Source organism: Veillonella dispar, from assembly GCF_900637515.1.
Classification (GTDB): domain Bacteria; phylum Bacillota; class Negativicutes; order Veillonellales; family Veillonellaceae; genus Veillonella; species Veillonella dispar.
In genome coordinates this window covers 740,588-761,088 of sequence record NZ_LR134375.1, presented here as the reverse complement: position 1 = coordinate 761,088, position 20,501 = coordinate 740,588, and the positions used below count along the sequence as shown (strand labels likewise).

The 20,501-nt window shown below is 39.1% G+C and carries 19 protein-coding genes and 1 other annotated feature; all 19 genes read right to left on the bottom strand.

What is annotated here, in order from left to right; all coding sequences use genetic code 11:
- Window positions 1-27: 27 nt before the first annotated feature.
- Window positions 28-1,233, bottom strand: coding sequence for an MFS transporter (locus EL171_RS03475; protein ID WP_005386135.1), 1,206 nt, complete (start codon window positions 1,231-1,233; stop codon window positions 28-30).
- Between the two features lie 221 nt (window positions 1,234-1,454).
- A complete protein-coding gene (thrS, locus tag EL171_RS03470; protein WP_005386134.1) occupies window positions 1,455-3,365 on the bottom strand; it encodes a threonine--tRNA ligase in 1,911 nt (636 codons plus the stop codon).
- A gap of 73 nt (window positions 3,366-3,438) precedes the next feature.
- Window positions 3,439-3,671, bottom strand: a binding site (T-box leader).
- A 170-nt stretch (window positions 3,672-3,841) separates the two neighbouring features.
- Window positions 3,842-4,831, bottom strand: a complete 990-nt coding sequence (locus tag EL171_RS03465; RefSeq protein WP_005386131.1) for a hypothetical protein — start codon at window positions 4,829-4,831, stop codon at window positions 3,842-3,844.
- A gap of 10 nt (window positions 4,832-4,841) precedes the next feature.
- Window positions 4,842-5,117: a DUF4911 domain-containing protein gene (locus tag EL171_RS03460; RefSeq protein WP_005386129.1), complete on the bottom strand. Its 276-nt coding sequence runs from the start codon at window positions 5,115-5,117 to the stop codon at window positions 4,842-4,844.
- Between the two features lie 2 nt (window positions 5,118-5,119).
- Window positions 5,120-6,361 (bottom strand): peptidase U32 family protein, encoded by a 1,242-nt coding sequence (locus EL171_RS03455; protein ID WP_005386127.1) that lies wholly within the window; start codon window positions 6,359-6,361, stop codon window positions 5,120-5,122.
- Window positions 6,361-6,969, bottom strand: coding sequence for an O-methyltransferase (locus tag EL171_RS03450; RefSeq protein WP_005386125.1), 609 nt, complete (start codon window positions 6,967-6,969; stop codon window positions 6,361-6,363). The genes EL171_RS03455 and EL171_RS03450 overlap by 1 nt, the downstream gene beginning before the upstream one ends.
- Window positions 6,970-6,992: 23 nt before the next feature.
- On the bottom strand, window positions 6,993-8,399 hold the full coding sequence (mltG, locus tag EL171_RS03445; RefSeq protein ID WP_005386123.1) for an endolytic transglycosylase MltG: 1,407 nt from the start codon (window positions 8,397-8,399) through the stop codon (window positions 6,993-6,995).
- 170 nt (window positions 8,400-8,569) lie between these two features.
- Window positions 8,570-8,866 carry a DUF1292 domain-containing protein gene (locus EL171_RS03440; protein ID WP_005386121.1) on the bottom strand — a complete coding sequence of 99 codons (297 nt, stop codon included), beginning with the start codon at window positions 8,864-8,866 and terminating at the stop codon, window positions 8,570-8,572.
- Between the two features lie 28 nt (window positions 8,867-8,894).
- Window positions 8,895-9,314 (bottom strand): Holliday junction resolvase RuvX, encoded by a 420-nt coding sequence (gene ruvX, locus EL171_RS03435; protein WP_005386119.1) that lies wholly within the window; start codon window positions 9,312-9,314, stop codon window positions 8,895-8,897.
- Window positions 9,314-9,574 (bottom strand): IreB family regulatory phosphoprotein, encoded by a 261-nt coding sequence (locus tag EL171_RS03430; protein WP_009351224.1) that lies wholly within the window; start codon window positions 9,572-9,574, stop codon window positions 9,314-9,316. The genes ruvX and EL171_RS03430 overlap by 1 nt, the downstream gene beginning before the upstream one ends.
- 154 nt (window positions 9,575-9,728) lie before the next feature.
- Window positions 9,729-12,344 carry an alanine--tRNA ligase gene (alaS, locus tag EL171_RS03425; RefSeq protein ID WP_005386115.1) on the bottom strand — a complete coding sequence of 872 codons (2,616 nt, stop codon included), beginning with the start codon at window positions 12,342-12,344 and terminating at the stop codon, window positions 9,729-9,731.
- Between the two features lie 216 nt (window positions 12,345-12,560).
- Window positions 12,561-13,370, bottom strand: a complete 810-nt coding sequence (locus tag EL171_RS03420) for a C40 family peptidase (protein ID WP_005386113.1) — start codon at window positions 13,368-13,370, stop codon at window positions 12,561-12,563.
- 82 nt (window positions 13,371-13,452) lie between these two features.
- Window positions 13,453-14,463 carry a glycosyltransferase family 2 protein gene (locus EL171_RS03415; protein ID WP_005386111.1) on the bottom strand — a complete coding sequence of 337 codons (1,011 nt, stop codon included), beginning with the start codon at window positions 14,461-14,463 and terminating at the stop codon, window positions 13,453-13,455.
- 523 nt (window positions 14,464-14,986) lie between these two features.
- Window positions 14,987-15,364 (bottom strand): hydrogenase expression/formation C-terminal domain-containing protein, encoded by a 378-nt coding sequence (locus tag EL171_RS03410; protein WP_005386109.1) that lies wholly within the window; start codon window positions 15,362-15,364, stop codon window positions 14,987-14,989.
- Between the two features lie 46 nt (window positions 15,365-15,410).
- Window positions 15,411-15,989: a HyaD/HybD family hydrogenase maturation endopeptidase gene (locus tag EL171_RS03405; protein WP_005386107.1), complete on the bottom strand. Its 579-nt coding sequence runs from the start codon at window positions 15,987-15,989 to the stop codon at window positions 15,411-15,413.
- The gene (gene cybH, locus EL171_RS03400; protein ID WP_005386105.1) at window positions 15,982-16,791 is read right to left on the bottom strand and encodes a Ni/Fe-hydrogenase, b-type cytochrome subunit; all 810 of its coding nucleotides are present in this window, start codon (window positions 16,789-16,791) and stop codon (window positions 15,982-15,984) included. Before cybH ends, EL171_RS03405 begins: the two co-directional genes overlap by 8 nt.
- 14 nt (window positions 16,792-16,805) lie before the next feature.
- Window positions 16,806-18,707: a nickel-dependent hydrogenase large subunit gene (locus tag EL171_RS03395; RefSeq protein WP_005386103.1), complete on the bottom strand. Its 1,902-nt coding sequence runs from the start codon at window positions 18,705-18,707 to the stop codon at window positions 16,806-16,808.
- Window positions 18,707-19,846, bottom strand: coding sequence for a hydrogenase small subunit (locus tag EL171_RS03390; protein WP_039969089.1), 1,140 nt, complete (start codon window positions 19,844-19,846; stop codon window positions 18,707-18,709). The genes EL171_RS03395 and EL171_RS03390 overlap by 1 nt, the downstream gene beginning before the upstream one ends.
- Window positions 19,847-20,127: 281 nt before the next feature.
- Window positions 20,128-20,457 carry a thioredoxin family protein gene (locus EL171_RS03385; RefSeq protein WP_005386100.1) on the bottom strand — a complete coding sequence of 110 codons (330 nt, stop codon included), beginning with the start codon at window positions 20,455-20,457 and terminating at the stop codon, window positions 20,128-20,130.
- Window positions 20,458-20,501 lie beyond the last annotated feature (44 nt).

Sequence of the window (20,501 nt, the reverse complement as noted above, 5' to 3'; positions counted from 1 at the left end):
ATATTTACTCTAAATTAATTCAATACATTATTCTAATTCTTTACCTTTAAGTTCAGGAATTAAGAATACAGTTGCTAGAATATCAAGTACGTAGATAATAGCTAGGAATGCAATTGCTACTTGGTAGGAGTACATAGAGATGATCATGCCTACTACCATTGGGCTAAAGCCGCCTACAGCACGGCCTATGTTAAATAGTACATTTTGAGCTGTTGCACGGGCAGTTGTTGGGTATGCTTCTGCCATCAAGGCACCATAACCACCCATCATACCATTTACAGAGGCCCCTAAAATTGCCCCAGCAAATAGCATAGCTGTTGGATCAGATAGTTGAGAGTAAATCAAAATAGATGCTACAGCACATACTTGGAATAGAATAAATGTAGGTTTACGACCGATTTTATCTGCCAAACGTCCAAATAGCCAAATACCAACCATCATGCCACATACAGTAACAGCTGTCCATAAACCGGATTTTGTAAGGGAGAAACCTAATTGCTTACTTAAGAAATTAGGTAACCAAATCATAATACCGTAATAACCAAAGTTTTGAACTGATGTTAAAATAGCAACACCAATAGATGTCTTTGTTGTTCTTACATCTTTTACTAATAACTTGAAAGAGTTAGTATGTGAATGTTCCTTAGATTCTTTACTTTGTACAAAGATTTCTGGTTCATGTAGTTTAGCTCGGAATACCCAAGCAACCAAGGCAGGAATAATACCGACCATAAACATCCCGCGCCACCCAATAATAGGAATGAGTAACGGTGTTAACAAAGCGGCCGCTAATACGCCTAATTGCCAACCAAGGGCAACATAACTTGTTGCTTTAGCACGGTGCTTAGCAGGCCAAGCTTCGGCAGCTAGTGCCATGCCAATCCCAAATTCACCACCTAGACCAATACCAGCGATTGTACGGTAAATAAGAAGATCCCAATACCCTTGAGCAAAGGCACAAAGACCTGTAAATACCGCAAAAAGTACGATAGTCCAAGTCAATACGCGAACGCGACCAAACTTATCGGACAAGGTACCAAAGATAAAGCCACCTAGTACGGCACCTACCAAGGTCCACGTTACAAGAGAACCGGCTTGACCTGTAGTCAAGCCTAAATCTCCAGAAATTAAGGTTAGCATAAAGCCTAAAATCAAGAGATCAAAACCATCCATTGCATAACCAATGGAAGACCCAATGACTGCTTTCCAGCCGTATGAATTTACTTCTTTCATAATATTTCCTTTCGCTACTCACAGGTAACAATTAAAGAGATAGCCCCCACTATACAAATGGCCAACTCCTAGACTTAAGTCTAATGAAAGGCTTAGTATATGGGGGCTAAATTTATATATGTTTATTTTAACACATATAAGAGATTAGATTATAACCAATTAAATATAACAACTCATCATATCCGCATCAACTATATTGATGGATAAGTCATCTAAATCAATTAGTTACGTTCTTTTATTTCAATTTTAATGGAATTGAAGAATTCATCGAATGGTATGGAACCTAATTCGTCACCACCGTGTTTACGAACGTTAACTGTACCTTCTTCAACTTCTTTATCACCTACAACAAGCATGTAAGGAACTTTTGCCATTTGTGCTTGGCGGATTTTGTAGCCGATTTTTTCGCTACGATCATCCACTTCTACACGTACATAGTCGCGGTGCATTTGTTTTGCCAATTCTTTAGCATATTCAACATGTTTTTCAGAGATAGGCAAGATTTTAACTTGTACAGGAGCCATCCAAGTTGGGAATGCACCTGCATAGTGTTCAGTTAAGATACCGATGAAACGTTCCATAGAGCCGAAGCATGCACGGTGAATCATGATAGGACGATGTTTTTGACCATCTTCACCAACATATTCAATTTGGAAACGTTCAGGCAAGTTCATATCCAATTGGATAGTACCACATTGCCATGTACGACCTAAGGAGTCTTCGATATGGTAGTCAAGTTTAGGACCATAGAAAGCACCGTCGCCAGGGTTGATTACGTAAGGAATACCTTTTGCTTCAATGGCATTGCGCAATGCTTCTGTAGCTGCTTCCCAGATTGCATCATCACCCATTGCATTGTCTGGTTTAGTAGATAATTCTACATGGTATTTCAAGCCGAATTGGCTATAAATACGGTCGAACAATTCGATAACTTTCATCAATTCAGATTGCATTTGATCTGGCAACATGAATACGTGAGCATCATCTTGAGTAAACGCACGTACACGGAATAAGCCATGTAATGCACCGGACAATTCATGACGGTGAACTAAGCCAAGTTCAGCGTAACGCAATGGGAAGTCACGGTAGGAGTGCATTTCGTTTTGGTAAACCAAGATACCGCCTGGGCAGTTCATTGGTTTAATTGCATATTCTTCATCATCAATAATTGTAGTGTACATATTTTCACGGTAATGGAACCAGTGACCAGATGTTTCCCACAATTGTTTATTTAAGATGATTGGTGTACGAATTTCTTCGTAATCAAATTCATGGTGAACTTCACGCCAGAAGTTTTCCAATTCGTTGCGAAGTGCCATACCTTTTGGTAAGAAGAATGGGAATCCAGGACCTTCTTCTTTGATAACGAACAAGCCAAGTTCTTTACCAAGTTTACGATGGTCGCGTTTAGCTGCTTCTTCAAGCAAGTGAAGGTATGCATCAAGTTCTTCTTTCTTTTCAAATGCTGTACCGTAAATACGTTGCAACATTTTGTTCTTTTCATCGCCGCGCCAGTATGCACCTGCAATGCTTTGTAATTTGAAAGCTTTCACCTTACCAGTGGATGCCACGTGAGGACCTGCACAAAGATCGATGAAGTCACCTTGCGCATAGCAAGAGATAACAGCATCTTCAGGAAGATCTTCGATCAATTCTACCTTGTAGTCTTCATTTTTAGATTTGAAGAACTCGATAGCTTCTTGACGAGACATTACGGATTTAGTGATAGGCAAGTTTTCTTTTACAATACGGCTCATTTCCTTTTCGATTTTACCCAAATCTTCAGGAGTCAAAGTATGTTCCATATCGATATCATAGTAGAAGCCTTTATCGATTGCAGGACCGATAGCCAATTTAGCCTCAGGCCATAAGCGTTTAACTGCTTGAGCCAAGATATGAGAAGCTGTGTGGCGCAATGTATGTTTACCACCATCTTCTTCGAATGTTAAGAATGCTACTTCAGAACCATCAACAAGTTCTTCGCGAAGGTCTGTTAATTCGCCATTTACGTTTGCAGCTAGTACTTTTTTAGCCAAGCTGTTAGATAATTGTTTTACTGCTTCCCCAAGAGTAGTGCCAGCAGCGTATTCCTTAGCACTACCATCAGGTAAAATGATTTTTACATCTGCCATTTTAATTTCCTCCAATTATTATCTAGGATAGACTGGATTTTTGTAATAAAAAAAGACCCTCTATCCCTACAAAACAAGGGACGAAGATCATTCGCGGTTCCACCCTAGTTAACTACCTATACGAATATATGTGTATAGTTAATTCACTTCATTAAGCCCGATAACGGTGGCGGCCGTATTTGCCTACTTAGGTTCGACAAATCAGTTTAAAGGGGGTAACTCTGATATATGTGTAAGGCATTTCCAGCATCAGCCTCTCTCTGGTACACAGGGATATGAGAATCATGTCCTTTGCATAACTTTTACTAGATTATAGTATCACAGGGAATTAAAAAATTCAATACGGTTCAATAGTAAATTTCATAAATTCTATAAATTCAACATAACGCCCTTATCTCCTAAAACAAAAAGAAAACGGCCCGTATACCGAGCCGTTTTGTAAGATCTATTAAACTTTGAAGATTTTGTTAGATCTATTAGCGTTTGAAGTTTGTAGACAACATGGCACCAATTACTTTTTCTAATTTGCTATTAGAAAGATCTGGGCCTTTGTAGAGTGTTAAGAGTACATCATTAGAGTTATCTTGTTTAGACACCATCATAACACCGCTACCACGAGCACCATTATCATCGTAATCTTTTGCTACAATAACGAGGTTCAAATAGTGGTCTTTCATGTATGTGTACACTTTGCTTGTACGTGCAGAGGAACCAATCATTTTAGCCATGCTCATGCCACGGTTAAATACGATTGCATTAGCATTGTGTGGGTTTGCCGCTAATTGTTGTTTTTCGTCATTATTTAGAGGCATAAGGTTTACCATGAGGGAGTCACCCATTTTACCACGGAACATAGCTGGCATTGTTTCCCGTACGTCTTCAGGAATACCTGTATCCGCAGTTAATTTCAATTCCTTAGGAACTGTCATATATAGAACGCCCTTGCTATTGCGGCCTACCTCTGTTGTACTGAGATCTACAGCGCTAAGCATAATGGAGTCTTTAATAGTAGCTACTTGGTTTGCCAATGGCTTTTCAGGAATGCCACGGCTTGCCAATTGTACATCGCCAGACTTAGTTTTCTTCAATGTTTCTACATTCCAATTAGCACCTTTTTTATCTGCATCACTAGCTTCTGTAAAAGCATTCGCTCCATCTTTTGTACCTACATACACGTAAGTTTGAGCTGGGATAATTGTATCTGGAGCACCCGTTTTGTTGAAAGCAGCACCGTATACCACATTAGGAATCACAGTGGAACCAATTTGTAAGTTGTTATTAGTTTGACTTTCCACATCAAAGTTAATATTGCCTGTGAAAGTCATATCAGGACCATGATTGATGACTACTACATCCCCTGCTTGAGGAATGATAACAGGACCTACTGGGCCCGCCATAGCTACGCCAGCCATAGATACACTAAGGCAAGCTGTTAATAATGCACGTTTCAAAATAGATTGTTTCATAGATATACTCTCATTTCTCTATAGTGACATAATCAGATAAGCTAGTTAATACTTCAATAGCTAATGGTTTTGTAGATGGTGTGCAGCGCAACATGCACCGACCACTCGTATCTACAGAGGTCATAACACCTAAGTATTCATAGCCTTCAATGATGCGATTGATATAGTTTGTATGCTTCGGCTCAAGATGAAAGAACACATACGCCTCTTCTCCAGAGGTCTCTAAATCTGGTACATCGGGAAATGCACCGATAGATTTACTCGGTTCTAATGGTGTACCACGCATAATTACTCCGCTTTAGGTTTGCACTCACGACGCATCATGGAATATGGTTCAAGTGGTGTATCCATGTAAATGCGCACTTTCATTTGAGCATGTGGTGCTACATCGATTGGGTTACCATCTTCATCTGTCATTTTTTCAATTACAGTCTCAACAAGCTCACCCTTAGGTTGGCAGAATTCTACTTTATCGCCTACCTTAAAGTTATTACGTTGTTCAAGATCAACGTATTTTTCTTCTTCGTTATAACCCAAAACTAAACCGATGAAATCATGGCTTTGCGTATTTGTAGATTTACCATAGTTTTGAGCAGTTTCGTCAGGACGGCCTTCTGCAAAACCATCTGTATATGGACGGTGAGAAATCTTTTCTAATTCTGCAATCCATTCTGGACGAACATACCAGTCTTTACCTTCTTTAAGATATGTATCGATAGCTGTACGGTATACCTTTGCTACTGTTGCACAATAGTGAACGGATTTCATACGGCCTTCAATTTTAAGGCTATCAATACCAGCTTCATATAAATCAGGAATGCGGTGAATCAAGCACAAGTCTTTAGAGTTAAAGATATATGTGCCATGTTCATCTTCTTCAATTGGATAATATTCACCAGGTCGGTTGGATTCAACAAGGGAATATTTCCAACGGCAAGATTGAGAACATTGACCGCGGTTCGCATCACGATTGCCTGTCATGTAGTTAGACAATAGACAACGACCAGAGTAAGAAATACACATGGAGCCATGTACGAAGGATTCGATTTCGATGTCTACATTGTCCTTCATTTCTTTAAGGTCAGCCAAAGACACTTCACGAGCTGCTACTACACGTGTAGCACCCAATTCTTTCCACATTTGAACTGTGTGCCAGTTTGTAGTAGATGCTTGTGTACTTACGTGAAGTTCAAGGCCTGGAGCCACGCGTTTAGCAAGGCTGAAAATACCCATGTCAGCAACGATGATTGCATCAACACCGATACTTTCAAGGAATTTCAAATAATCCTCTAAACCTTCAAAGTCCTCATTATGAGGAATGATATTACATGTTACATGGATTTTTTTACCATGCGCATGTACGAATTCTACAGCTTCCTTTAATTCCTCGTCGGAGAAATTAGAGTTACCTGCGCGCAAGCCAAAACGTTTGCCTGCACAATATACAGCATCCGCACCGTAGCGAATAGCCATTTTAAGCTTGTCCATATTACCGGCTGGACAAAGCAATTCCATAAAATGTTCTGCCATTATTTGTTGTGCCCTTTCCACACACTCACACTCATACCATCCCCCATTGGATAGATGGTGGTGTTAAACAATTCTTTATTTTCAACATACGTTAAGTATTCTTTTAACCGTTTTACGATAGTCTTAAACCGTTTTGGCGGCTCCTTATCGCCTCTTACATAACCTCTAAAAAGTACATTGTCTGCGAGGATAACGCCTCCTTCTTTCACATGAGGCAAAATGAGTTCTAATTGTTTAAGATATTGTCCTTTGGGACCATCTAAAAATACTAGATCATATTCACCGGTGAGTTCCGTTAAGACTTGAGACGCATCGCCTTTCAGCAATGTAATTGTATCGGCATAATCAGATTGGTTAATATAATATTTCGCCATTTCGTAACGCACATCATCTAGTTCAATAGATGTAATATGTCCCTCCTCTTCGTCGAGTAGCGGAGCCATCAACAAAGCAGAGTAACCAATGGCGGTGCCCACCTCTAACACAGAGGTGGGCCGGTACAAACCTATTAATTCTTCAAAGAGATGAACCTCAGATTCTCGTAGAATCGGTACATCATTAATCATCGCGTAAATACGCTGTTCATTTAAAATATCATTTAATGTCATGAAAGTAGATTCAATCTCCTACATTATTTATTGCTATTACCACTAGGAACTACCAACGTAGAACGATCCACAGATTCAGCTGGCTTTACTTCAATATGAGGTTCTTGTTGTGTACTTGGTACAACATTTTGCATAGATTCTGGAGCAGGTGTTGTAGTTGGCACATAAGAGTTAGAACTAGATGATTGAGTTGCTGGTGCAGATTGAGCTGGTGCTTGTGGAGCTGGTGTTGGTGCTGGAATTTCAGCAGCTGGAACCGTTGTTGGTGTATATTTGTACGTAGGTTCCACATTAACATATTGAGAATCTGCTTCCACCGCTTCTTCAGAGCTGTAATTGTAGTTAGGCTCTGTCGTTGCCACAGCCACGTCATAGTTAGGACCTGCTTGTACTGCGGCCTCTGTATTAGAGGATGTAGCCGTATCATTACCATAGATTTTATGAACTTCCGCTAAATGTTCTTCATATGTTTTAGAGAAGTGGTTATGTCCATCTTTATCTGCTACAAAGTATAAATACTCTGTATCTTCAGAATGCAAGACTGCATCTAATGCTTTTTTACCAGGGTTCGCAATTGGTCCTGGTGGCAAGCCTTTAGATACGTATGTATTATACGGGCTTTGTAATTGCGTATCACCAATAGTTACATCTTCTTTTGCATAACCAAGTACATAGGAAATTGTCGCATCAGATTGCAATGGAATACCATGGGCTAACCGTTTTTTAAATACCCCTGCAATTGTTGGACGATCCGCATCAAATAAAGATTCACGTTCAACAATGGATGCCAATGTTACAAAGTCATGAATACTCATGTGTTGAGCTTGAATTTGTTTCTTCACAGCCGGTGTGAGGTAACGATTCATTTCATCAGCCATCATTTGAATCACTTCACGTGGCGTTGCACCTACTGGAATTTCATAAGTACTTGGGAATAAGAAGCCCTCTACCGGATATGTAGCAGGTCTTGTACCTTTCATATATGGATATGGTACAAAGGTCTTTGCTTCTGCTAAGAAATCCTTTGCCTTCATAATTTGATTTTTTTCAAGAACGATAGCTATATCACCAACTGTGTATCCTTCAGGAATTGTAACACGAATAGATTCTACATGACCTTCTTGTAATAAAGAAATGAGTTCTCGCACAGTTACCTTGTTAGGAATTTGATAGTGACCAGTTTGAAGTTTATCATTGGTACCGCTCAAATATAACCAAAGCTTAAAGCCTTGTGTGGAACGAATAAGACCTCGTTCATAGAGCATGTCTGCAATTTCAGTGCCAGTCTGCCCTTTTTCGATGACAAGAACTTGTGTACCATCATCTTGAGCAAAGGTGTTTGGCACTAAATAAATCGCTCCCAAACCACCTGCGATGATTAATACGCCTACAATAATAAGGATTAAAATATATCTTAAGGCTTTTCTCACGACGTCGAGTTCCTTTCAGTAACATAACAGTATTTATCATCTTATTATACCATAAAGTCCATATTTCCCCTATATAAAAGGACATTATCATATTATGGGCATCTTAATATATAACAAATAAAAATAGCGTATTGCCCAAAGACAACACGCTAGATTTATAAAGAAAACAACTACTCGCCATCTTCCATTTCTTCATACAATTTTACTAGAGTCTCAAAAACTTCATCTTCTTCATCTAAAGGTACGTATACTTCTACGCCTTCTTCATTTTTTTCGATGCTAGCCAAGATCATATATGTGTCATCTTGACCTTCGTGGTCTGCCTCTTCGTCTTGTACATGTACAAGAACTGCATACTCACGACCTTCATGGTTTAGAACAACATCTTCTGTGAAGTATTGTTTATTGCCGTTTTCGTCTTCGAATTCTAAATAATACACTTCACCTTCAAAGTTTTGGTCAACCATTGGAAACCCTCCTTGTGGAAAAAAAGATTTATTTATTGAACTGCAAGCGATCTAAGTATCCTTGCAAAATTACAACCGCTGCCATTTTATCAATAACGGATTTACGCTTTTTACGACTTACGTCAGCTGCAATGAGTTGGCGTTCAGCCATAACCGTAGATAACCGCTCATCCCAATATGAAACAGGTAAATCGATGACTTCTTTCATCTTTTCAACGAATTCTTCAGTCTTTTCAGCTCGTTCACCTTTTGTACCATTCATATTCTTCGGCATACCTACTACAAGCTCATGTACTTCATATTCAGCAATGAGTTCTTGTAAGCGATTAAAATCTTTTTCAAGAGATGTTCTACGAATGGTTTCAATACCTTGTGCTGTCATGAGCAGTGCATCACTACAGGCAATACCGATAGTACGGCTGCCCACATCTAATGACATAATTCTCATTATAGTTGTTTTGCCTTTGCGTATTCTTTCAACAATTCCTCAATCAAGTCATCCCGCTCTAAACGACGGATATCAGAACGTGCATTATTATAACTTGTAATGTACGCTGGATCTCCAGAAATAAGATACCCTAAGATTTGATTGATTGGATTGTAACCTTTTTCTTGAATAGATTGATAAACACGAGTAAGAACCTCTTCAGCTGTCATCGGTTCATCGTCTACTTTACGGAATAACATAGTTTCATCAGAAACCTTCATCGTATCCCTCCTTTTTATTACATTGGCAGGTTTCACTGTAAAAGTGAAACCTCGCCTACTATTATACTTGAATTAAAGGTACAAAGTCAGTAACTTTTTATGCATCATAAAATTTTTCTATAACAGATACAAGTATAATTATAAAATTATATGTCTATTGTAACATAGATGTTAAAGCTTCACCACCAGCTTTTAATGCTTCCGCCAATTTAGCTGGTTCCTTACCGCCTGCTTGAGCCATATCTGGACGGCCACCGCCATTACCACCAGCTACTTGAGCTGCTGCTTTTACGATATTACCAGCTTTTGCACCTTTAGCAACAACGTCTTTAGATACTTTACATACAAAGTTAACCTTATCGTCACCCATAGCAGCACCTACGAGGACTACGCCAGAGCCATTTAATTGATCAAGGCCCATATCCGCTAAGTCACGTAATTCATCGATAGAGGATGCTTTTACAGCAGCCGCTACAAATGCTACATCGCCAATCATTACCTTACCAGCAATGATATCTGCCGCACCAGCTGCAGAAACCTCTTTGCGAATTTGTTCTAATTCTTTAGCAGTTTCTTTTGCTTCTGCCAATACTTGATGTAAACGTTCTTCTACTTGAGGTGCTTTAGTTTTAAGTTCGCCTGCCATGCGTTCGATAGTCAAGCGATCATGTTTTGCTGCATTTAGAGCTGCGCGACCTGTAATTGCTTCAATACGACGTACACCAGAGCCGATACCCGCTTCAGATGTTAAGCGGAAGGAACTAATGAAAGCTGTATTGCCTACATGAGAACCGCCACATAATTCAACGGAGAAACCAGGAACCTCTACAACGCGAACTACATCACCATATTTATCGCCAAAGAGTGCCATCGCACCTTTAGCTTTTGCTTCGTCCATAGACATTTCAGCAATAGCTAAATCTGTAGCTTTTAAAATCTCTTCATTTACAAGAGCTTCAATTTGATCAAGTTCCTCTTGTGTTACAGGAGAGAAGTGAGTGAAGTCAAAACGCAAGTAATCTGGAGTTACTAAGGAACCTGCTTGGTTAACATGCTCGCCTAGAACCTTTTTCAATGCTGCATGTAACAAATGTGTTGCTGTATGGTTACGAGCCATAGCAGCACGGCGATTTGTATCTACTTCAAGCGTTACATCATCGCCTTCGGAAATGGAACCTTCCACAACAGTACCGATATGGTATACAGTGCCTTCAGGTAAACGTTTTGTATTATGAACCTCTACCTTACCCATTGGGCCAACGATAAAGCCTGTATCACCTAATTGACCGCCCCCTTCAGCGTGGAATGGTGTGGTGCGCACGATAACAGTAATTTCATCGCCATCAGCAGCTGTTTGCAAACGTTCAGAGCCTTTGCCGATCATTAATACGGAAGAAGCAGTTACAGCTTCATCTTCAAGAAGCTCTTCGTCTTTCAAGAATGTGATGTCAGGTGTTGCTACCTTAGCATCTTCTTTTACACGAGCTTCACGAGCGCGTTCACGTTGTTCCTTCATAGCTGCTTCAAAACCTTCATGGTCGATTGTAAAGCCGCGTTCAGAAGCAATTTCTTCTGTTAATTCCCAAGGGAATCCGTATGTATCATATAATTTGAATACTTCTGTACCAGGCACTACAGTTGCTTTTTCAGCAGCAAGTGTATCAATCAAGGAGTTTAATAACTCAAGACCTTGTTCCAATGTTTGGTTGAAGCGTTCTTCTTCATTTTGTACAACACGTTTAACGAAGTCTTGTTTTTCTGCGATGGATTTAATACCAGGGCCAAGAATGTCTACGACTACATCAATAAGTGGTGTTAAGAAGATGCTTTCAATACCAAGCAAACGGCCATGACGTACAGCACGACGTAAAATACGACGTAATACGTAACCACGACCTTCGTTGGATGGCAATACGCCATCAGAGATCAATGCAGTAACAGCACGAGCGTGGTCAGCAATAACCTTCAAAGAAACATCTGTATTTGGATCTTCGTTATATGTAACACCAGCGCGTTTTGCAGTCGCTTCGATGATTGGGTAAATCAAATCAGTTTCAAAGTTTGTTTTACAACCTTGTAATACGGAAGCCAATCGTTCAAGACCAGCGCCAGTATCGATGTTTTTATGTTGCAATGGTTCGTAGGAACCATCTGGCATTTTATTGAATTGTGTGAATACTAAGTTCCAGATTTCGAGGTAACGGTCGCAGTCACAACCTGGTGCACAGTTAGGATCATCACAACCATGTTCAGGACCTTGATCGAAGAAGATTTCACTATCAGGACCGCATGGGCCTTCACCAATTTCCCAGAAGTTATCTTCAAGGCGTGTAATGTGACTTTCTTCTACGCCACAGTCGTTGTGCCATGTATCATATGCTTCTTGGTCATCCGGATATACAGTTACATATAATCTATTTTTGTCGAGTTTAATAACTTCAGTTAAGAACTCCCATGCCCAGTGAATCGCTTCTTTTTTGAAGTAATCACCGAAGGAGAAGTTACCAAGCATTTCAAAGAATGTATGGTGACGAGCTGTGCGGCCTACGTTTTCAAGGTCACCAGTACGCATACATTTTTGGCTTGTTGTAATACGATGACAAGGAGGTACCAATTTACCTGTAAAGAAAGGCTTTAATGGCGCCATACCTGCCCCGATCAATAATAGAGACGGATCGTTTTCTGGAATAAGAGAAAAACTATCTAATTTTAAATGTCCTTTGCTTTCAAAAAACTGCAAGTATGCTTGACGCAGTTCATTACCCTTCATGTGTATATTCCTCCTAAAATTATTTACTCTTCATTATAACGTAAAACCGATATAAAATCTATCAAAAACATTGAGGTCATGCGGAGTTCCTATACTTTTACAATGAGAAAAAGTTAGGATAAAATTCAAGATTTACATAAACGAAAAAGAGGTTATACAAATCAACAGAACATAATTGATTCGTATAGCCTCTTTTAAAGCTAGTATTGTATTAGCCTATATAACGCGTTTTGCGCCGATATAGCGTTCACCCCAATAGCCAGTATCAAGATCTGCTACTGCTACACCACGACTGGAAGTGGCGCTGATGAACTTGCCATCACCAATATAAATACCGGAGTGAGACGGACCTGGTTCATATGTTTCAAAGAATACCAAATCCCCGGCTTTCAAGTTTGCACGAGAAACTTCAACACCTACGTTATATTGTTCATCTGCCAAACGTGGTAAAGAGATACCTTGTTTCGCAAATACATATTTAACATAACCAGAGCAGTCAAAACCACTTGGAGTAGTACCGCCAAATACATATGGTACACCGCGATATTTGTCCGCTTCTGCCAAGATAGCATGGATGCTATTTGGTGTTTCGCTCTTCGTAATATTATTTAATTTAATATTTTTGCCAGTAATGGATTGACCTGAGATACGACGAGACGTCGCATTGCTGTTTGTGAAAGCGGATTTCGTCGCTACTGCTTTAGTCGCCGCATTTTGAGTCAATACTGCCTTCGTAGAACGAGGAGCGCTCATCAATGCATTATATGTAGCAGGACCTACGATACCGTCCACTGGTAAGCCACGATCTTGTTGGAACAGACGAACTGCCCATTTCGTTTCTTTACCATATACACCATTTTTATCTGTAGCATTATAACCGTGTTTAATTAGTTGTTGTTGAACCGCTGTAACACTTTTGCCCTTATCACCATATTGTAATGTTGTTGCACCTACCATGGCTGTTGTGGCACACACAAAAGTTAATGTTAATGCCGTTATTTTAACCTTACTATATTTTGACTTCATATGCTTCCTTTCCAAAACTTTTAAAGTAAGTTATTTATTCAAAATATACTAACCGTCTATTTATTTGCATTCACAAATACAGCTAGTCTTCTTTGCTTTTGTTAGTATAAGTCTCAGGTGCCATAAACACATCTGCACTACTAGGTCCAAGTAATGGAGCCTCTTCATGCTCATCAAAGTTTATAGCTGACTTAACCCAATACAAAGGCCGTTGCTTCACCTCTTCAAAAATACGACCTACATACTCGCCAATAATTCCCAGTCCGACGAGTTGAATCCCACCAATGAACAAAATTGATACGCCCAAGGTAGTCCATCCATTCAAGGCTTGACCCGTAAGATATACATACAAGAGGTGCAATATAAGCAAGAAGCTCAACCCACCACATAGTACACCGACGTACAAAGCAGCCCGTAAAGGAACTCTTGAAAAGGCGGTTACCCCATCGAGAGCAAATCGTATCATTTTACGCACACTAAACTTTGAGACCCCTGCAAAACGAGGTGGCGCTACAAAGTGCAACTCAGCTTGTCTATACCCTAAGGCACCAACAATACCGCGCAAGAAACGACCATGTTCTCTGAACCGTTTCAATGTGCCCAATGCTTTACTATTCATGAGGCGGAAATCAGATCCCCCTTCAACAATAGGAACATCGGCCATTTTGTTCATTAGTTTGTAATAATACTTAGACGTGAAAGATTTAGCCCAACTAGCATCTTCAGTTGAATCGCGTATGGTGCGCACTACATCATACCCCGATTCCCACAACCGAATGAGTTCAGGAATCAAAGCCGGTGGATGCTGCATGTCACCGTCCATTGTAATAACTGCATCTCCATGAGCATAATCAAGACCACAAGTAAGCGCAGTCTGATGCCCAAAATTACGAGCAAGCAATAACACTTTGACATGTTTATCATTGTAAGCAATTTCACGTAATATCATAGATGACGAATCACTAGAACCGTCGTCTACGAAGATTATTTCATAATCGTACGTGAGTCCTGACATAACATCAGTTACAGCTTTATAAAAATTCGCTATGTTCTCTTCTTCGTTATATACAGGCACTACAATAGAAAGTAACATAAATCCTCCAAAGTATTTTACTCACATATTTTAAGTTAATTAGTAAATTAAGGCAAATCATCAAGGTTAACAATAGGCAAATTTATATCTACAAATTCAGTAAATAAGCGATTTTTTCGCACTCTACCGCTTTTTCTCTTCATTTACCTTATATATAAGTATATCAAATAAGTAAAATATTATTTTATATACAAAACTACTTAATAAACAGTATTATAAAATAAATTTATATCAGTAAAATTATAATAAATGCTGTTATTAACTAGCTAAACCAACAATTAATCAAAAAATCAAATATATTTTCTTAACCAAATACAAGAAATTTAACTGATTTCATTTTATTTTCATAAAACTCATCGTAATTTTACAAATTTTTCTATATATAAACCAATTATATATACCCAAAATATGAATAAAATACTAACATTATAAAAAACAAAGCTAATTTAATGATTCCAACTAACTAAATCACCAAAATATTCTCCTACAGAGAAGAAAGAGACCCTGATAAGGGTCTCTTATATTATAGGCCAGCAGCATCAATCCAAGATTGTAAATCCGCCTCTGCTAGTTCCATATCCTCTTCATATGCACCAGCTATGACTGGATACTTAGCAACCTCTACAGTGTGCAAAATCGAATCATCTCGGCCATTTTTAAAGGTGCCAATCCAAATTCCAGAGAATTGAGATTCATACCACTCTACAGGCTGATCTGTTTCATTGAAGTTAATCGTAATATGACCACGACCAAGTGTTTCTAATACCTCCACTTGCTCTTCTTCTGCAAGACCTGTTTTCTCTATATAAATAGAATAAGTCTCACCTGTTTCACGCAAATTTTTAAGTGCTAAACGCAACTCATTTAAAACGGCGCGAACATTACCATAATTCTCAATCATAAATACTCCTATTAGAGATAATTTTACATCTTATAAACCGATTAGTTTAAGTGTTAGGTTCTGCAGTTACGCCCCATTCTCGTAACACATTGAGTACACGCTCTTTCACCTCTGGTAAAGCTCGTTGTACAGGTGCACTAGGTTCAAAACCAATCTCTAATGATTCTGGTTCTACACCAATAACTACTGCATCCTCTAATGGATCCTCTTGAATGGCGCGGATGCGCAAAATATCTTGCATACCTACTTCGTGTACAGAAATATGTTCTGTGAAATATTGTTCTAATTCCTTATGTGGAAACTCATATATTGTTCCAGGTACTTCCCCACCATTGATAGCATCTACGAGCAGGATTTTCTTCATACCACGCATATACGTAAGCAGTTCCATTCCCATCGTTCCACCATCAATAATAGAAATAGATGGTGTAAATGTGAAAGACTCTTTTAACTCTTTTACTACATGAACCCCTAATCCCTCGTCAGTAAGTAATATATTACCTACACCGAGTAGGACGATTTCATTATTACCATCATCATAAAGGCTATTTAAATCAATACGCGGACCCTCTGAGTCCGCGTATTGTTCCAAGCCACTGATGATTTCAGTACTTGTATTAGTCATTTTCTTGTAATTCTCTTTCTCTAGGATCGTTAGGATCACTTGGACGATATGTTGTACCAGATGGTTTATCGATACGTTCACCACGACGGCGTTTGCCATTGAGATCTTCAATATCGATTGGATCATGCGCATAATACTTCATACCAGAAACCATGGCAGATACTTCGCCAGATTCTTCCATAACGTCTTCTCGGAATGCCATATACACATGAACGATAGTAAAGAACAAGAAACCCCAAGCAATATAGTGATGGATAATATGAACCTTGTATTCACCACCAAATAATGTAATAACTGGAGCAAATAAAGTTCCTAAAATACCATTAGGATTAACCATTGAAAACATGGCAAAACCTGTTAAGATTTCAAAGAAGAACATAATGTACACCATCATGTACGCAGTTCTTGCTAAGGAGTTACGAAGCCAATGATGTTCATGCTTTTGAGGAATCATCAAATAGTGCAATGTAGTTTCTTTAAGACCGTACCAATACCGTTTTTGACGGAATTTAGGTAATAATCTGTCCCCTCGATTCCAAAGAGCACCAGCAAATCGGAAGATGAAGGAGAATGTTAAGATAACACCCGCAATGAAATGGATACGACGCATAGTTTCCATAGAGAACCAACCATCAATAGCAAAGGTTGGCTCTGGATTACCTGTAATAGCTGCAAATCCTGGATCACCAATATATAGGCCAGTCCAGAATAAAGCCGTTACACTAAGCACCATAGTCCAGTGGAATATGCGCAGCCATAAACTAAATACGACATACGCCTTTTTGTCAGTATGTATTAACATAAGCCCACCACCCTTTATTTACACAATGCATCTGTATTGACGGAAACAATTTTTTCGCCTTTTTTATTGTATAAATGGGTTGCACATGCGAGACATGGGTCGAAGGAGTGAATTACCTTCAAGATTTCAAGTGGTTTATCTGCAATTTTTACATGTGTATCAATCATGGAGTCTTCGTAGGCACCATGTTCGTTAGCTGCAGTCTTAGGACATGCATTCCATGTAGATGGTACGATACATTGATAGTTTGCAGAGCGACCATCTTTAATATGAATCCAGTGACCCAAACCACCACGAGGAGCATCTACAAGGCCAACACCTTTAGCATCTTTATCCCATGTATTTGGCTCAAATTTAGTCATATCAGCTACAGTAGTGTCACCATTTTTGATGTTAGCAACGAGTTTATCAAAGAAGTATTGACTCATATTTGCTGCTACTTGTGCATCAAGGCCACGACATGCTGTACGACCAACCATTGTAGTCATCCATACGTGAGCAGGAACGCCAAGTACTTGAGATACTGTATCGATTTGACGAACAATCATGGATTCTGCCCAAGTTGGATCTTTAATGATACCTTGTTTTACTTTTGTATATACAACGATATATTTTGCTAATGGGCCAACTTCTGCAGTTTTGCCTTTGAAAGTTGGGGATTTAATCCAAGAATATTTTTTATCTTCATCAAGGAATTCCCATTTTTCTTTTGTACCAGATTTAGGGCCTGTAAACTCAGGATCTGTAACACCTTCGATAGGATGAAGAGAGCTTTTACCATCTGGATATGTGAACCAGGAGTGATCAACCTCTTCACTGAGGTATTGAGGATCCATGAAGTCTTTACCTTCTAATGGAATAAATGTAGCTTTATCTACGCCCAAAGCAAAGTTTTCTACAACGCCATTAGAACGAACGATACATTTTTTATGGTAATCGCCATTAGAAATGCCAGTATAAGTATCGTCTGGATAATCACCGTAAGACATAACGCGTTTTTTCGCAAGGCCACCGCCATCAATCATGCCTTTTTCTACATACATTTTGCCGATAGCTAATAGATCTGGCACGTAGAAATTATTTACCAAATCTTTAGCCAATGCAATAGATTCTTCTACCGCAGCAAGACGTTGTGTATTAATAGGCGCATTCATATCATTCATAGAAATAGAACATGGCATGCCACCTACAACATAGTGCGGATGAGGGTTTTTACCACCAAATACAACGTGAGGAATTACGATATCACGTTGACGATCAAGAATATTCAAGTAATGGGATACGGCCATCAAATGAACCTCTGGTGGCAACAAATTATAATCAGGATGATCCCACCATTGAGCGGAGAAAATACCCAATTGACCAGATTCTACAATTTTCTTAATCTTTTGTTGTACCGCTGTGAAATAAGCAGTTGTAGCTTTAGGGAACTCTTTAGGATATGCAGAGTCTTTAGACGCAGTTTCAGCAGGCGCTAAACCACTTACATTATAAGTAGCTAATACATCATTTTGTAATTGTGCTGTTTTAGCTGGATCTGCACTAAGAGCTGCTACAGGGCTAACCCAGTCAAGAGCGTGTAAATGATAGAAGTGAACAATATGGTCATGTACATCTAAAGAGCTATGCATGATATTACGAATGTAGTTTGCATTTTTAGGAATAGTAATTCCAAGAGCATCCTCTACAGCACGTAATGCTGCTAAGGCATGTGTTGTAGTACATACACCACAAATACGTTGTACGAACGCCCAAAGGTCACGAGGATCGCGATCTTTAGCAACAAGTTCGATACCGCGCCAAGCAGTACCAGAAGACAATGCGTCCTCTACTTTACCACTCGCTTCATCAACTTTTATTTCTACCCGTAAATGACCTTCAATACGGGAAATCGGATCTACTACTACGCGTTTCATTAGTGACCTCCTCCATTATTATGTTTCTTTTCATCCCATAAGCCTTGTTCTTTTAAGCGTTTTTCTTCTTTCATATCAAGAATTTTATTACGCGTAAGAGTTGCAGCACCATGAACGATAACTGCTGCAGTAGCACCAACAGCAGCCACTGTACCGATTGTATCAGCAGTTGTGATGGTATTAGCTAATGGAATATCTGGTAAACGTTTGTAGAATACGTCATTATCCCAGAAGCCCTTTTCAGAGCAACCAATACAGCCGTGACCGGATTGAATTGGATAGGACAAACCATTCCACCAACGTAAGTTACCACAAGAATTATATGTTTGAGGTCCACGACAACCTACTTTATACAAGCACCAACCAGATTTGGATGCATCGTCGTCGAATTTTTCAACGAAGAGACCAGAGTCAAAGAAGGCACGGCGGTAGCATGTGTCGTGAATACGATTACCATAAAATTGTTTAGGACGGCCTTGAGAATCAAGAGGTGGAATTTGACCAAATAATGCATAATGCATGATTACACCAGTCATAACCTCTGGAATTGGAGGACACCCAGGAACTTTGATAATAGGCTTACCAGATACAACAGAAGATACAGATACTGTATTTGTTGGATTTGGTTTAGCCGCTTGAATACCACCCCAAGATGCGCAGGAACCATATTCAATGATTGCTGCTGCACCTTTAGCCGCTTCGATTAAGGACTCTTTAAATGTACGTCCACCTACTGTACAGTAAACACCATTTTCATCAAGTGGCACACCACCTTCAACAGCCAAGATGTATTTGCCTGCTTTTTCTTTGATGATTTTCTCTAAGTGTTCCTCTAATGGTGCACCAGATGCAGCCGCCAAAGTATCATCATATTCAAGAGAAATCATGTTTAAAATTACATCAGATGTAAACGGAGAAGATGAGCGAATGAATGATTCACTACAACCAGTACATTCATGACCATGTAGCCAAATTACCGTAGGCAATTCAGTTGTTTCAGCTGCCTTAACAACGGTGTCTAACATCGTTGGTGGCAAACCGAGAATAGCGGTGAGTGCTACACAGGATTTCATAAATGTGCGTCGACTCAAACGTCGCTCTTGGAAGAGTGTCCATAAACTGTTTATACGATTCTTCACGGAATATAGCCTCCTTACAACAACTTTGCGCAATATATCAATATTACTTAATGAACTACAACTATTATGATAATAATCATACTATGAAAATTAAATAATATACTATTTAATTCGTCACAGCTATTATGATAACAATCATATTCTTACTACTTTATTATATCACTTAATATTTATGAAAACTATATAATTCAAATAAAAAAGCTGTATACAAGAAATTTTATTTAACTTGCATACAGCCTTGTATTATATATTTTTTGTAAAATTCATTAGTTATCAATAAATTAGATAACTTCCTTGATTAGGGACTCAAGCACATCAGCTTTCTTGTAACCCACAAGGGAATCAAGCATTTTGCCATCGCGATAGAATACCATGGATGGAATACCATCGATATCTTCTTTCAACAAAACGCCACGAAGATTTTTATCTTCTGCATCAACACTAAAGAACTCTACTTGTCCTTTCAAACGTTCTGCTACTGCTTCTACTTCTGGACGCATAACAGTGCAAGGTTCGCACCAGGCAGCCCAGAAATCAACAATAGCTAAACCTTTAGAGCCAAGTACTTTTTCATCAAATTCTTGTACACTAGTAATCGCTGTAATTGCCATGAAGTTCTCCTAACAAAGATCTACAATCTTATATACTATAAATT

Bases quoted from the DNA above. Each gene is read 5' to 3' on its own strand.
- EL171_RS03475 (WP_005386135.1), bottom strand. From the start codon at position 1,233: ATGAAAGAAGTAAATTCATACGGCTGGAAAGCAGTCATTGGGTCTTCC.
- thrS (WP_005386134.1), bottom strand. From the start codon at position 3,365: ATGGCAGATGTAAAAATCATTTTACCTGATGGTAGTGCTAAGGAATAC.
- EL171_RS03465 (WP_005386131.1), bottom strand. From the start codon at position 4,831: ATGAAACAATCTATTTTGAAACGTGCATTATTAACAGCTTGCCTTAGT.
- EL171_RS03460 (WP_005386129.1), bottom strand. From the start codon at position 5,117: ATGCGTGGTACACCATTAGAACCGAGTAAATCTATCGGTGCATTTCCC.
- EL171_RS03455 (WP_005386127.1), bottom strand. From the start codon at position 6,361: ATGGCAGAACATTTTATGGAATTGCTTTGTCCAGCCGGTAATATGGAC.
- EL171_RS03450 (WP_005386125.1), bottom strand. From the start codon at position 6,969: ATGACATTAAATGATATTTTAAATGAACAGCGTATTTACGCGATGATT.
- EL171_RS03440 (WP_005386121.1), bottom strand. From the start codon at position 8,866: ATGGTTGACCAAAACTTTGAAGGTGAAGTGTATTATTTAGAATTCGAA.
- ruvX (WP_005386119.1), bottom strand. From the start codon at position 9,314: ATGAGAATTATGTCATTAGATGTGGGCAGCCGTACTATCGGTATTGCC.
- EL171_RS03430 (WP_009351224.1), bottom strand. From the start codon at position 9,574: ATGAAGGTTTCTGATGAAACTATGTTATTCCGTAAAGTAGACGATGAA.
- alaS (WP_005386115.1), bottom strand. From the start codon at position 12,344: ATGAAGGGTAATGAACTGCGTCAAGCATACTTGCAGTTTTTTGAAAGC.
- EL171_RS03420 (WP_005386113.1), bottom strand. From the start codon at position 13,370: ATGAAGTCAAAATATAGTAAGGTTAAAATAACGGCATTAACATTAACT.
- EL171_RS03415 (WP_005386111.1), bottom strand. From the start codon at position 14,463: ATGTTACTTTCTATTGTAGTGCCTGTATATAACGAAGAAGAGAACATA.
- EL171_RS03410 (WP_005386109.1), bottom strand. From the start codon at position 15,364: ATGATTGAGAATTATGGTAATGTTCGCGCCGTTTTAAATGAGTTGCGT.
- EL171_RS03405 (WP_005386107.1), bottom strand. From the start codon at position 15,989: ATGACTAATACAAGTACTGAAATCATCAGTGGCTTGGAACAATACGCG.
- cybH (WP_005386105.1), bottom strand. From the start codon at position 16,791: ATGTTAATACATACTGACAAAAAGGCGTATGTCGTATTTAGTTTATGG.
- EL171_RS03395 (WP_005386103.1), bottom strand. From the start codon at position 18,707: ATGAAACGCGTAGTAGTAGATCCGATTTCCCGTATTGAAGGTCATTTA.
- EL171_RS03385 (WP_005386100.1), bottom strand. From the start codon at position 20,457: ATGGCAATTACAGCGATTACTAGTGTACAAGAATTTGATGAAAAAGTA.